This is a genomic window from Corallococcus sp. AS-1-6, from assembly GCF_020037015.1.
GTDB lineage: Bacteria > Myxococcota > Myxococcia > Myxococcales > Myxococcaceae > Corallococcus.
This window is the reverse complement of sequence record NZ_JAIQDE010000032.1, coordinates 40,340-53,992: the sequence shown is the minus strand read 5'-3', so window position 1 is coordinate 53,992 and position 13,653 is coordinate 40,340. Positions and strand designations below refer to the sequence as shown.

The 13,653-nt window shown below is 69.7% G+C and carries 10 protein-coding genes; 6 read left to right on the top strand and 4 right to left on the bottom strand.

Features of this window, described 5'->3' with window-relative positions:
• Nucleotides 1-281: 281 nt before the first annotated feature.
• Together K8612_RS33040 and K8612_RS33035 are read right to left on the bottom strand one after the other, a co-directional pair.
• Nucleotides 282-491 (bottom strand): hypothetical protein, encoded by a 210-nt coding sequence (locus K8612_RS33040; protein ID WP_223743448.1) that lies wholly within the window; start codon nucleotides 489-491, stop codon nucleotides 282-284.
• Nucleotides 492-694: 203 nt separating this feature from the next.
• On the bottom strand, nucleotides 695-964 hold the full coding sequence (locus tag K8612_RS33035) for a GlsB/YeaQ/YmgE family stress response membrane protein (protein WP_120525713.1): 270 nt from the start codon (nucleotides 962-964) through the stop codon (nucleotides 695-697).
• Between the two features lie 229 nt (nucleotides 965-1,193).
• On the opposite strand from K8612_RS33035, the gene K8612_RS33030 reads away from it, so the two are divergent.
• From K8612_RS33030 to K8612_RS33015, 4 genes are all read left to right on the top strand, one after another.
• Complete coding sequence (locus tag K8612_RS33030; RefSeq protein WP_223765149.1) at nucleotides 1,194-2,066, top strand: JmjC domain-containing protein; 873 nt, start codon at nucleotides 1,194-1,196, stop codon at nucleotides 2,064-2,066.
• Between the two features lie 188 nt (nucleotides 2,067-2,254).
• Nucleotides 2,255-2,620 carry a group 1 truncated hemoglobin gene (locus K8612_RS33025; RefSeq protein ID WP_223743450.1) on the top strand — a complete coding sequence of 122 codons (366 nt, stop codon included), beginning with the start codon at nucleotides 2,255-2,257 and terminating at the stop codon, nucleotides 2,618-2,620.
• Nucleotides 2,621-2,644: 24 nt separating this feature from the next.
• A complete protein-coding gene (locus K8612_RS33020; RefSeq protein ID WP_223765148.1) occupies nucleotides 2,645-3,640 on the top strand; it encodes a 2Fe-2S iron-sulfur cluster-binding protein in 996 nt (331 codons plus the stop codon).
• The gene (locus tag K8612_RS33015) at nucleotides 3,588-4,094 is read left to right on the top strand and encodes an Rrf2 family transcriptional regulator (protein ID WP_373692156.1); all 507 of its coding nucleotides are present in this window, start codon (nucleotides 3,588-3,590) and stop codon (nucleotides 4,092-4,094) included. The genes K8612_RS33020 and K8612_RS33015 overlap by 53 nt, the downstream gene beginning before the upstream one ends.
• A gap of 87 nt (nucleotides 4,095-4,181) precedes the next feature.
• On the opposite strand, the gene K8612_RS33010 is transcribed toward K8612_RS33015, so the two are convergent.
• Nucleotides 4,182-4,898, bottom strand: coding sequence for a glucose 1-dehydrogenase (locus K8612_RS33010; protein WP_223765146.1), 717 nt, complete (start codon nucleotides 4,896-4,898; stop codon nucleotides 4,182-4,184).
• Here K8612_RS33010 and K8612_RS33005 point away from each other — a divergent pair.
• Nucleotides 4,888-5,169: a helix-turn-helix domain-containing protein gene (locus K8612_RS33005; protein WP_223765145.1), complete on the top strand. Its 282-nt coding sequence runs from the start codon at nucleotides 4,888-4,890 to the stop codon at nucleotides 5,167-5,169. The genes K8612_RS33010 and K8612_RS33005 overlap by 11 nt on opposite strands.
• A gap of 69 nt (nucleotides 5,170-5,238) precedes the next feature.
• Here K8612_RS33005 and K8612_RS33000 read toward each other — a convergent pair whose 3' ends face one another.
• Complete coding sequence (locus K8612_RS33000; protein ID WP_223765144.1) at nucleotides 5,239-9,594, bottom strand: carbohydrate binding domain-containing protein; 4,356 nt, start codon at nucleotides 9,592-9,594, stop codon at nucleotides 5,239-5,241.
• A 220-nt stretch (nucleotides 9,595-9,814) separates the two neighbouring features.
• On the opposite strand from K8612_RS33000, the gene K8612_RS32995 reads away from it, so the two are divergent.
• Nucleotides 9,815-12,844, top strand: a complete 3,030-nt coding sequence (locus tag K8612_RS32995; RefSeq protein WP_223765143.1) for an aminotransferase class I/II-fold pyridoxal phosphate-dependent enzyme — start codon at nucleotides 9,815-9,817, stop codon at nucleotides 12,842-12,844.
• Nucleotides 12,845-13,653: the final 809 nt, after the last annotated feature.

The window sequence follows — 13,653 nt, the reverse complement described above, 5'->3', positions numbered from 1 at the left end:
GTCTGCTTCTACAGTGACAGGTGTGGCGAAACCGCACCCAGGGGCCGGATCATCACCTCCGGTGTTTGTTCCAATGGCGGCTGCCAACAGACTTCCTTCGAGGAGGTTGAATGGTGCCATCGGAGCACGGAAGGGGCGTCGTGCGGTGGCGCCTATTACCCTCCCTGGAGTGGCTGCGATGGAACCTTGGGATCAAACCCCTGCAGCACCTCAGGGGAGATGACCCGCACCATCACCGAGAAGCTCTGCCGCTCGGGCAGCTGTTCGGACGTCTCGACGTTTCAGGCGATGGCCTGCCAGCGCAACCCTAGCGGTGCCTCCTGCGACGACGGAAACGCCTGCACGACGGGCGACACCTGCAACAGCGGAGGCGGCTGCTCCGGAAGCCAGATGAGCTGCCCGGGCGGAGGGACGTGCTCTGGAGGTGTATGCAGCACTCCCACGGGATGCCCTGGCGGGCAGACGAAGTGCGGCGGCTTCTGCACCGACATCTACAGCGACGACAACAACTGCGGCGGCTGCGGCATCAAGTGCAGCGCCGCCCACAACGAGGTCTGTTCCGGCGGGTGGTGCACCTGCGTGCAAACGCCGGGCAGCCCCTACCAGTGCCCGTGACGCCATGACATGAGGCACTTCTCGCGCGGGACCTGCATGCCCCCGCGCGAGAAGTGGCCGAGCCTTTTGCCGGTCCGGATCAGACCCTTCGGACCGTGCTCGAATGGATGAGCCGCAGTATCAGCAGCAGCACCACCGCTCCGATGAACGCCACGAAGATGGTGCCCGCGAGGCCACCGAACGGAGCTCCCGTGCCGAGCGCCCGGAGGATGAAGCCGCCCAGGAACGCGCCCACCACGCCCACGACGATGTCGCCAATCAGGCCGTAGCCACCGCCCACCACCGCGGACGCGAGCCATCCAGCAATGAGGCCAATCACCGCCCACAACAGGATTGCTTCCAGCGCCATGTCTCTTCCTCCCATCGAGGTGTGAGTGGAAACATGGGCATGATTCCCGGCCGCGCTCGCCCCGCCCCCAAGGGCGACGGCAGGGCGGGCAGGCGGCCTGCGCCACCTCCCACCGGCCAAGGTGTCTTCAGAGAGGGGCGGGGCAAAATGCCCCAATTTGAACCTGTGGCCGCGCTCTGCTGGCATGGAGTGAACACCTGTCGCTGAAGGCGGCGAGGAGTCACTTTTCGTGAAGCGCATCTTCGAGTCCGTCGGGTCGCCGCTGCAGTTCGACCGTGAGTCCTTCCGGTGCCGTCACACGCTGCTGGGGCACCCCGCGCTGGAGCTGGAGAACCTGGCGGGCGTGGTGCAGCGGCTGCCTTCCGAGAACGTGTTCTTCAGCTCCGGCCTGCTGCCCAAGGACGCGGACTTCGACCGCGCGCATGTGGACCACCGCACCGGCCTGTCGCTGAAGGACACCGTGGAGAACATGATGACGAGCCGCTCGTACATCATGCTGCGCGCGCCGGAGCAGGACCCCAGCTTCCACGACCTGTACCGCGCGCTGCTGGCGGAGGTGGAGGACCTGATGCGCGCGCAGGGCGTGGGCACGCGCGCGGTGGACCCCATGCTCTACCTCTTCATCGCGTCCCCCGGCAGCGTCACGCCCTTCCACCTGGACCGCTACTCCACGCTGCTGATGCAGTTCCGGGGCACCAAGGCGGTGCACATCTCCAAGGCGTGGGACGAAGAGGTGGTTCCCGCGCCGGACCTGGAGGCCTTCGTCGCGCGCTCCGGCTCCAAGGTGAACTACCGGGAGACCTTCGATGCCACGGCGACGCGCTACACGTTCGGCCCCGGGGACGCGCTGCACATCCCCTTCGTGGCGCCGCACTACGTGAAGAACGGCCCGGAGGACGTCTCCGTGTCGCTGTCCATCATCTTCAACACCCGCGAGACGGCCCGGCACCTGCGCGCGCTGCGCGCCAACCATGCGCTGCGCAAGCGCCTGGGCCCCCTGGGTTACCGGCCCACGCCAGTGAACCGCTTCCTGCCGCTGGACCACGTGAAGAGCGGCGTGGAGCGCGTGGTGCGCCGCGCGCGGGGCCTGCTGCCCGTCTGAGGACGGCGCGCCCACGGCGTCCCGTGGCCCACCAGGACGAACACCTCCCCCACTGTGCGCATGAGGCCAGGACACATGCGCCAGAAGCTGACCCGATGCGCGGCGCGACGCCTTGTTGACGGCCAGGCCCTTAAAGATGCATTCAGTATGCATCTTTTGGGGCGTGGGCCCAGAAAGCGAGCGAAGTCATGTCGAGCGTGTACGAGAAGATTGGCGGGGAACCGGCGATGGCGGCGGCGGTGGAGGTCTTCTACCGGAAGGTGCTGGCCGACGAGCGCATCAACCACTTCTTCGAGGACGTGGACATGGAGCGCCAGGCCGCCAAGCAGAAGGCGTTCCTGACGATGGTGTGCGGCGGGCCGGCGAACTACTCGGGCAAGGACATGCGCGCGGGGCACAAGCACCTGGTGGAGCGCGGGCTGAACGGGTCGCACTTCGACGCGGTGGCGGGGCACCTGAAGGAGACGCTGGAGGAGCTGGGCGTGCCCGCGGAGCTGGTGGGCCAGGTGATGGCCGTCGCCGAAGGGGCGCGCGCGGACGTCTTGAACCGCTGAAGCAGCCCGGGAAGGAGGCACGCCATGGCGAAGGTGCGGCATGAATCCGAGTGGTATCCGCTGGAGCCCGGAGAGACGGTGCTGGACGGCCTCTTGCGCCAGGGCGTGCGCGTGCCGCATGCGTGCCGGGCGGGGGCCTGCCAGTCCTGCCTGATGCGGGCGACCTCGGGCCCCGTGCCCGAGGCGGCGCAGGTGGGGCTCAAGGACACGCTGCGGGCGCGAGGCTACTTCCTCGCGTGCACGTGCCGGCCCCAGGAGGGCGCGGCGCTGGAGGTGGCGGGGGCGTCGGAGCTGCGCGTCCCCGCGCGCGTGGTGGAGCTGGAGTCGCTCAGCGCGGACGTGTTCGCGGTGCGGCTGGAGGTGGAGACGCCGCTCGACTATCGCGCGGGGCAGTACGTCACGGTGGTGCGCGCGGACGGGCTCGCGCGCAGCTACTCGCTGGCGAGCCTGCCCCGCGAGGGCCGGCTGGAGCTGCACGTGCGGCTCGTGCCCGGGGGCGCCATGAGCGGCTGGTTCGCCCGTGACGTCCGGCAGGGGGATCCGGTGCACGTGCAGGGGCCGGCCGGGGACTGCTTCTACGTGCCCGGGCAGCCGGAGGCGCCGCTGCTGCTCGCGGGGACGGGCACGGGGCTCGCGCCGCTGTATGGAATCCTGCGGGACGCGCTGGAGGCGGGCCACACGGGCCCCATCCACCTGTTCCACGGGGCGAAGGACCCGGGCGGGCTGTACCTCAGGGACGCGCTGCGGGCCCTGGCGGCGAGCCATCCGAACCTCCACTACCGCCCCGTCGTGCTGGCCGGAGGCGGCGGGGACGTGGAGGAGGGGGCCCTGGAGGCGAAGGTCCTCACCTGCCTCCCGAAGCGGCTGGTGGGCTGGCGGGCGTTCCTCTGCGGCAACCCCGAAGCGGTGCTATCCCTGCGCAAGAAGCTCTTTCTCGCGGGGTTCTCGCTGAAGGACATCCACGCGGATGCCTTCCTGCCGAGCGCGCCGCGAGCAGGGCCTGCCGCCGGAGCCGCCTGACTTGCACCTGACCCTTCACGCCGACTACTCGCTGCGCGTCCTCATGTACCTGGCGGCACGTCCCGGGCGGCCGTCGTCCACGCAGGAGATGGCGGACGCCTACGGCATCTCCAAGCACCACCTGGTGCGCGTGGTGCAGACGCTGGCGCAGGAGGGACACGTGGAGGTGAAGCCCGGGCGGGCCGGCGGCGTGCTGCTGGCCAAGGCCCCGGGAGACATCCGGCTGGGCAGGGTGGTGCGCGCGGCCGAGCCGGACTTCCACCTGGTGGAGTGCTTCGACCGGGAGCGCAACACCTGCCCCATCGCGCCGGCCTGCGGCCTCAAGGGCGTGCTGGCGGAGGCGCGCGACGCGTTCCTCGCCACGTTGGACAAGTACTCGCTGGAGGACCTGCTGCGCCGCTCCAAGCCCGGCCTGTCGGACCTGCTGCTGACCCCGGCCGCGCCACAGGAGTAGGCGCGCCCGGGCTCACCTCACGCCTGTTGGAGCAGGGGGCGGTCAGCAGCAGCCCGGGGGCCACCCACGGGCATCCGCCAATCCGTGTCACACCGCCATGACACCCCCATCCACGAAGAGTTCGACGCCCGCGACGAAGCTGCTCTCCTTCGACGCCAGGAACAGCACCGCGTTCGCGACATCCTCCGCCTGACCGAGCCGCCCGAGCGGTGTCATCTGTTTCAGCACGTCCTCCATCCCCGCGTTGCGCTGGAGGTATGTCTGCATCGCGGGCGTCTCGATCACCCCGGGTGAGACCACATTGACGCGGATGCCTCGGCTCTTCAGGTCGGTCGTCCAGGTTCGCGCGAGTGAGCGGATCGCGGCCTTGGTCGCGTTGTAGACCGACAGGGCAGGGAAGCCTTTGCTGCCACTGGCCGAGCCGGCGAGGATGACCGCTCCTCCGTCGGTCATGAGCGGCAGCGCCTTCTGCACGCTGAAGATCATGCCCTTCACGTTCGCGCTGAACACGCGCTCGAAGTGCTCCTCGTCGATCGCATCAAGCGTCCTGGTTTCGGAGATCCCCGCATTGGCGAAGACGACATCGACCCTGCCGTGGTCGCGCTTGATGCGCTCGTAGAGCCGGTCGAGGTCGGAGAGATTTCCCACGTCCCCTTGGACGCCAACGGTGGCACCACCGATTTCGGTGACTGCCTCGTCGAGCCTCTCCTGCCTTCGCCCGGTGACGTAGACCCTTGCCCCCTCCGCGGCGAAGGCCCTGGCGGTCGCGAGCCCGATGCCATCACTTCCGCCGGTGACGACCACGACTTACGCCATCAAGCGGCAGCTCGAGGGCATCACCCAGCGCGTGCTGACGCAGACGCTGCGAAAGCTCGAACGCAACGGGATGGTCCGCCGCCGCGTCCTCGGCGGTTCGCCGCCGGGCGTCGAATATGCGCTCACCCCGCTGGGCAGGTCGCTCCAGGAGCCGTTCGCGGTGCTGTACGACTGGACCCTCGCGCACATCGACGCGATCCAGAAACACCAGGAAGCCTACGACCGCGAGGCGGTGGCCGCCGCTCGCGATTCCGACTGAGCCGGGCCCTCCGCGATGCCTCGACGGCGGGCCCGGTCTCCAGGCCCGCCGCGAGTCCGCTTCAACGGCTCAGCGCCACGTGTCGTTCACGGTCGAGCTGCCCGTGGCCGGCGTCGTCAGGGTGCGGTTGGCGCCGCTCTCCCAGGTGACGTTGTTGGCGGCGTCCTTCTTGATGAACTTGTACTCAATCGCCGTGGAGCCCGGCAGCCCGACGGCCGCGCTCCACGTGGGGTAGTTGGCCGCGGACAGCAGGATGGCATTGGCCGGAGCCCAGCTCCCCAGCGCGGCGACGTTGCCCACCACGTACACGTTCTGGCCCATCACGGTGCTCGCCGTGACGTTGAACGTCACCGTGGCCCCGCTGGTGGACGTGGTGACGGAGAGCGCGCTGCTCGCCGCGGACACATTGCCCGCCGTGTCCCTCGCCCGCACGGTGTAGCTGTACGCCGTGCCCGCCGTCAGCCCCGTGTCCGTGAAGCTGGCCGTCGTGGGCGAGCCCACCAGCGCCCCGTTGCGATACACGTCATAGCCCGCGATGCCGCTCGCGTCGGTGGACGCCGTCCACGACAGCGACACGGTGGTCGCCGTCTTCGACGGAGCCGTCAGGCCCGTGGGCACCGAGGGCGCCGTGGTGTCCTGGGACGGCGCACCCGCGGAGATGGCCCCCGCGTTGAACGTGGAGGTGCCCGCGGGGAAGAAGTAGTTGAGCCCCCCGTTGTTGTCCCACGTCCCGCTGCCGTTGTTGAACACCGCCTCCAACTGCGTGGCGGAGCCCAGGTCCACCGTGTGCTTCGCGTAGCCGGAGACCTCCGCCGTCGCCATGGCCACGCCCGGCGCCGTCGTCCACGTGCCGCCCGCCGGGCGGTAGTGGATGTATGGGGTTGCGTAGCCCTTCTTGTAATAGACGGTCGCCGTGTTGCCCGCGCTGGTGGTGACGGAGAGCGCGGTGCTCGCGGCGGACGTGTTGCCCGCGGCGTCGCGCGCCCGCACCGTGTAGCTGTAGGCCGTGTTGGAGGACAGCCCGCTGTCCGTGTAGCTCGTGGACGTGGGCGAGCCCACCTGGGTGCCATTGCGGAACACCAGGTAGCCCGTCACGCCCACGTTGTCCGTGGACGCGGTCCAGCTCAGGGACACCGTCGTCGCGGACTTCGACGGAGCCGTCAGCCCCGAGGGCACCGACGGCGCCGTGGTGTCGCTCACCGGCGCGCCCGCCGTGATGACGCCCGCGTTGAACGTGGAGGTGCCCGTGGGGAACAGGTAGTTCACGCCGTTGTTGTTGTCCCACGTGCCGCTGCCATTGTTGAACACGGCCTCCAACTGCTGCACGGAGCCCAGGTTCACCGTGTACTTCGCGTAGCCCGTCACCTCCGCGTCCGGCATCAGCACGCCGGGGGCCGTGGTCCACGTGCCCCCCGCCGGGCGGTAGTGGAGGTATGGCGTGGCGAAGCCCTTCTTGTAATAGACCGTCGTCGTGTACCCCAGGCCGGTGGTGACGGAGAGCGCCGCGCTGGCCACCGAGGTGTTCCCCGCCGCGTCACGGGCCTTCACGGTGTAGCTGTACGTCGTGCTCGAGGACAGCCCCGTGTCCGTGTACGTCGTCGCCGTGGGCGCGGCCACCTGCGTGCCATTGCGGAACACGAGGTAGTCACTCACGCCATAGTTGTCCGTGGCGGCCGTCCAGCTCAGCACCACCGACGAACTGGTGACCCCCGACGCGGAGAGCCCCGAGGGCGCCGACGGCGCCGTGGTGTCCGGGGGCAGGGTGGTGACGGAGAGCGCGCTGCTCGCGGCGGACGTGTTGCCCGCCGCGTCCCGCGCCCGCACCGTGTAGCTGTACGCCGTGCCCGCCGTGAGCCCGCTGTCCGTGTAGCCCGTCGTGGAAGGCGAGCCCACCTGCGTGCCATTGCGGAACACCTGGTAGCCCGTCACGCCCACGTTGTCCGTGGAGGCCGTCCACGTCAGCGTCACGGAGCGGTCCGTGCGCGTCGCCGCGAGCCCCGTGGGCACGGACGGCGCCGTGGTGTCCACGCGGAGGAACGGGTAGGTGCCCGTCACCGGGCCGTTGATGTCCTCGATGTACTTGCCGCCCTCCAGCCGGTACTTCCCGGCGCCCACGTAGACGGATTGGATCTCGCTCCGGGTGACGTTGCCGCGCGCGTCGGTGGCCTCGATGTAGTAGTCGAGCACCTGGTCGCGGTAGGCCCCCAGGTAGGCGTAGTAGAGGTCGCCAATCTCCTGCGCGGCCACCTTCTGCATCACCGGCAGGTGCGCCGGCTGCCACGCCACGCCGTTCATCACGGGCCGCAGCTCACGGCGCTGGAGCGGGTAATCCACCCAGGCGCCCACGCGGGACGGGTCGATGCCCGGCACGCCCGCGGCCTTCAGTGCCGCCGGGTCGTAGACGCGGGGCGTGTTGTCCAGCGGGTCGATGCTCTTCGCCGTGTGCACGCGCACGCGCGCCTTGATGCTGGCGATGCCGCTCACGTCGTAGGCGTAGGTGTACAGCGCGAAGTTGTTGTCGAAGTGGTGCAGCGTCCAGCCTTCGGACTTGTCCGTGTTGGCGCTGCCCGGGTTGTACGGCCAGCGCTGCGGCCACCAGACGGAGGGGCCCGTGCGGTCCTGCGCCAGCCGGTCCTGCACGTACGGCTTGGAGAAGTAGAGCGACTGGTTGAAGGACAGCGTGGGCTTCACGTTGTCGTCCACGTTCTCGTCGTAGTAGCCGAAGCCGGAGTCCATGGCCGGCAGGAGGAAGTACCAGGCCAGCTCCGCGGGGTTCGCGCCGCCCGCCCAGTCGTTCGCCGCGTCGCCCTTCACCGGGAAGGACAGCATCCACGGGTTGAGCTGGTTGCCCGCGTGCGTGATTTGCGAGTCCAGCGCGGTGGTGGGCTTCCAGTGGTTGGGGTGCGCGTCCAGCCAGACCTGCTCGGCCGTCTTCGCGTAGTTCATCGCGGCCTGGAGCAGCGCGAAGTTGCGCTCCAGGTAGTGCCAGCCGTGCTCCAGCGACACCGTCATCCCCTCCTGCACGCCGCTCAGGTTCGTCTTGGGCGCCAGGTTGAGCCCGGTGGCGGAGTTGAACGCGGGGAACTGCCCCTTCCAGATGCCGAAGGGCAGCCGCCAGTGGTGCCACTGCGGGTCGGACGAGGAGTCGCGCGTGTCCACCCACGAGCCGTCCTGCACGTGCACCACGTCCGTGGAGGCGGGCGTGTTGTTGACCAGGTACTCGTCGATGCCCAGGCACTGCACGCCGCCGGTGCAGGTGACGGCCCGGCCGTTGATCCACGTGTCCAGCGACCCCGCGCGCCCGCCGGAGTTGTCGCCGTCGTGCGCGAGCACGAAGAACTGCTTCTGGGACGTCAGCCCCTCGAAGTTGCGCAGGCCCACCACGTCCACGGTGGCCTGCCCCTCCCAGCCCTCCAGCCAGGAGCCGTTCTGGTTGACGGGGATGCCCACGACGCGCGACTCGGCGCCCGTGGCCGGGTCCACGTAGCGCACCCAGTGCGGCGTGGAGGCGAAGGGGTACTTGTTGCGGATGACCTGCTGCTCGTGCGCCATGGGCTCGCTCACCCAGGCGCCCACGGTGCTGGTGTTCTGGAGGTCCGCGCGGTTGGGCGGCGACACCAGCGTGTCCGAGCCCGGGTCGTTGAGGAACGGGTAGTCCTTCAGCGTGCGGGAGAAGTGGTTGTCACCGATGACGGACCACTTCACGCCCAGCTTCGCCAGCGTGGGAATGAGCCGCTCGCTGAAGCCCAGCTCCGTGGGGAAGAAGCCCTTGGAGGCCGTGAAGCCGCTGCCCAGGAAGTACGACTGGGACAGCGTGGCGCTCTGGTAGATGAGGTCCTTGAGGAAGTAGTCCGGCCCCACCAGCGGCCCCATGGAGTGGTGGCCCGTGAAGTGGATGAGGTCCAACGAGCGGTTGCCCGCGGGCGTGCGCAGGTTGGCGTAGCGGTCCCGCCAGGTGGCGCCCCAGTTGGCGTTGTCGTAGCCGGACACGTTGCGGCGGGTGACCAGGTCGTTGACGTTGTTCACCACCGCGCCGGACATGGTGACGTGAATCTGTCCCGTGGAGGCGTTGGCCTTCATGTCCGCGGCCACGTCCGGCGGCCAGTACTGATACGCGCCCACCTTCGCGTGGTGCGAGTAGTACGTCACCAGGTCGTCGTGCGGCATGGGCGCGCCCGACGGCAGGAAGTAGGTGTAGTTGGCTGGAGGGGACTGCTTTATCTGGATGACCTGCCCGTCATACGCGTAGCGGATGGGGCCGCCTACCGGCGTCGCGTTGTATTGGGTCAGGTCGTAGTACGCCCAGAAGTTGGGCATGTGATTGTGATACACGTGCGCGGCGGCGATTTGAGCCGCCGCCGGTGGCGCGTGTAACAGGATGACGGCGAACACCGCGAGCAAGGCCAGTTGCGACTGTCTTTTCATGGGGCGTCCTCACCGGGCGAGAGGGGCCGCCCGGTGGGCGCTGCTTACTGGCGTTTGACTCAAGATTTCCCGTGTAAACTGGGAATGGCAATCTGTAAATTGATACTGCGATGCGTCAGGCCGCCGTGCTCATGCGGTCGTTGACAGGGGGCATGCGGGCCCGGACAGTCGGCGCGCCATGGCCACCTATCCCGCGTCAGCCCGTGAAGCCTTTGTCCAGTTGCGTACGCTTTCGGAGGCGCTGGCCCGGCCGCAGGAGCGTGCGCGGGCGCTGGCGGAGCTGCGCGAGCTGGCGGAGCTGTCTCGCGACCAGCCGGAGGGCGCGCCGCTGCGGCTGGCGTCGGTGGTGGTGGCGGTGGGCGCGTCCCAGGAGCGGCTGGAGCTGTTGATTCCGCCGTCCATCTTCGCGCCGGAGGCGTGGGCGTTCACGTTCCTGGAGGGGCTCTTGAAGGTCCCGCTGGACGAGTACGCGGGCAAGCACCTGGTGGAGGTGGGCTCCGGCTCCGGGTGGATCTGCATCGCGCTGGCGAAGTTCACGGGGCTCGCGCGCATCCGGGGGCTGGACCTGAACCCGCAGGCCCCGGCGGTGGGGTTGTGCAACGCGTGGCTCAACGGCGACGAGGCGCTGGTGTCGCGGCTGTCCTTTGGCGAGAGCGATCTGCTGCTCGGGCTGCCCCAGAAGCCGGAGTGGGACTTCATCGTCGGGTGCATCCCGCAGGTGCTGCGGAGCGACGAGCTGCCCGCGGAGCTGGCGCAGGCGGATGAGCAGGCGCTGCTGGACTTGTCCAACTACACCTCGTTGCAGAACGTCTACGAGGACCACTTCGGCCTGGGGCTCATCGCGCGCCTGCTCAACGAGGCGCCGGAGCGGCTGCTGCCCGGGGGACGGCTGCTCTTGAACCTGGCGGGCCGTCCGGGCCGGGCCATCATCGCGCGGATGTTCACGCGGCGGGGCTTCACCACCCGCGTGCGCGTGGCCCGGCGGGTGATGCAGGCGGCGGACACGGACATCCGCCCGCTGGTGTCGCTGGAGCAGCGCACCGGGCGCGAGTTCGAGTTCTTCATGGAGGCCCACAGCCCGGAGCCCCTGCGCGCGGCGACGGCGCTGGGCTGGCTGCAGTCAGGCCACCCCATCTGGCACGAGGTGGCGGTGTGGGAGGCCCAGTTGTCGCAGCCCCGGGAGACGCTGGCCCTGCGCGCCGCGCTGCGCTCGCTGGGCATCGCGGCGCTCCAGGAGGAGCTGGACCTGGGGGCGGCGTCCGCGGAGCAGTTGGGCTTCGTCACGGCGCTCGCGGAGCGGCTGTCCCAGGCGCCCTTCCTGCCCTACGCGCACGAGGCCGGCGACGCGTCCTTCCGCAGGCTGGTGGCGCGCTACCTGGACCGGCACTTCGGCCTGAGGTTGTCGGAGGATTCGCTGTTCGTGGCGCCGGAGCGCGAGCAGGCCGTCTATTCCTTCCTGCTCGCCACCTGTGACCCCGGGGACGCGGTGCTGGTGTCGCGCAGCCTGCACCCGCTCTACGCGCGCGCGCTGGACAAGGCGGGCGTGCGCGCCACGGTGACGCACAACACGCTGGGGGAGATCCGCCGCCTGCTGAGCGCCTTCGACGTGAAGGCCGTGCTGCTGACGGTGGAGCCGGGCGAGCGCACCAACCTGGCGGTGCTGCGCGACATCGTGGCGGAGGCCGCGCGGCGGGGCATCTGGGTGGTGCTGGACGAGAGCGCCTTCTTCAACATCACCGGGGACGTGGAGCCGCGCACGCTCTTCGAGTTCCTGGCGCGGACGCAGCACGCGCCCAACCTGGTCATCCTGTACGGCCTCATCAAGAACGCGGTGTGGCCGGACCTGGAGTTGACGCTGCTGCTGCCCGTGCCGGAGCCGCTGCGCGTGGACCTGGAGGTGGCGGCGGAGGTGACGTACTCGCGCATCAGCGTGCTGGCGGAGTGGTTCTACGAGCGCACCTTCTCGGAGCTGCTCGCCTTCCGCATGGCGTTCGCGGAGCCGGAGCCGCCCTCGCCGCACCGGGCGCCGGAGGTGCCGCTGCCGCGCTCGCGCCGCATCGGGAAGCTGTCGGAGCTGCCCGCGTTCGCGCCGAAGTTCTTCCGCGAGGACGACCCGGAGCTCGTGCGCCTGGACTACGGAGAGAACGAGGGCCCGATGCCGCTGCCGCTGGTGGAGGGGCTCATCGCGGCGGGCGTGGCGCCGCGCGCGGACGGAGCGCAGACGGGGCTGGCGGAGGCCGTGGCGGCCTTCCTGCTGGAGACGCGAGGGGCCCGCTATGTCCCCGAGGACGTCGTGGTGGCGCCCGGCGTCTGGCCGCTCATGCACCACCTGGGCGTGGCGCTGCGCCAGCGGCTGGGCCGGATGCCGCGCGTGTTCCTGGTGACGCCCTGTTACGGCGTGCTGGAGCCCACGTTCCTGGCGGCCGGCTGCGAGGTGGAGTCCGGCCCGCTGGGCACGCTGCTGTCGCGCCGCGCGCGGGGGAGCACGCCGGACGCGGTGGTGCTGTCACAGCCGGCGAACCCCACGGGGCACTACCTGTCGCACGAGGAGTTGATGGCGCTGGCGACGTTCGTGGTGGAGCAGCGCTGCCTCTGGATCTCCGATGAAATCTTCGGCCTGGTGAACCTCACCAACCCCACGGCGGAGACGGTGCACAGCCCGGTGACGCTGGAGGGGGCGGTGCCCGGCATCGGCGCGCGGACGGTGTTGTTGGGAGGGCTGTCCAAGGAGTTCGCGGCCGGGGGCCTACGAGTGGGGTGGGTGGCGACGAAGGACCGGGCGCTGGTGGCGGCGCTGCGAGACAGCGCCCCGGGAGTGCTGCATACGCCCACCGCGCGCGCGGCGGCGTACCTGTACGCGGCCCATGCGCGAGGACCGGACGGACAACTGCTCTACGCCGCCCGGCACAAGGCGCTGAGGAACTACCTGGCGAGGATGCGGCGCGACCTCGCGGAGAAGCGCGCGTTGTTGGCGGAGGCGCTGCCCGATGACGGCCGGGCGGAGGCCACGGAGGCGGGGGGCTTGTTCCTCGCGCCTCCGATGACGGCGTGGCTGGGGCGCTCGGTGGATGGGGTGAAGCTCACGCCGGAGAACCTGCCGCGCGTCGTCTACGAGCACACGCACGTGGTGCTCAACGGTGGCGCGTGGTGCGGAGACCCGGAGCGGGTGCGCGCGGTGTTCTCCATTCCCCGCGAGAAGCTGTTGAAGGCCCGCGACCGCTTGAGGGCCTTCGGCCAGCGGCTGCGCTGACGGAAGCAGCGCGGCCACAAATGACGACCCAGGCGGCCAGGGAGGCGTAAGGCCAGAACCTGTCCGACAGTCGGACAAGATTCCCCAGGCGAAGCGGCCGGTCCCTCGCCGCGGTCCCAAAACCTGTCCGACAGTCCGACAGGTCCCGCCGCCCAGGCAAACTGAGCGCCTTCGGGCCACGCCGTTCCGAACTTGTCCGACAGTCGGCTGGTTCCTGCGGCTCAGACCGAAACGGGCAGGTCCCGGCCGCACCGTTCCAAACTTGTCCGACAGCCGGACTGGCCGTTGCGGCTCGGACCCAAACGGACACTCCCTGGCCTCACCATTCCGAACTTGTCCGACAGCCGGACTGGCCGTTGCGGCTCGGACCAAAACGGACGCGTCCTGGCCACACCGTTCGAACTTGTCCGACAGTCGGACCGGTTTCGGCTTCCCGGAAGCGGACGCCTTCGGCTCCCTCTGTTCCGAGCTTGTCCGACAGCCGGACTGCTTGAGGCCGTCCGGTCGAAAGAGGCCGCTCCTGGTCGCACCGTTCTGAACTTGTCCGACAGCCGGACCGGCTTGGGCCGCCCGGTCGAAAGCGGCAGCTCGTGGTCGCTCCGTTCGGAACTTGTCCGACTGTCGGACAGGTCTTGGCCGCCCGGCAGGGGCGGGGGGGCCTGGCCGCGCTTCTTCAAACCTGTCCGACTGTCGGACAGGTTTTCTGTGGGCGCCTCCGGCGGGGCCGTCGCCTGGGGGTTCTCATGTTCTCAAGCCCTTGGATGGGATTGTGGCCGAATGCGGGTGGAGGCCCTGGGATGGTCGCGGCC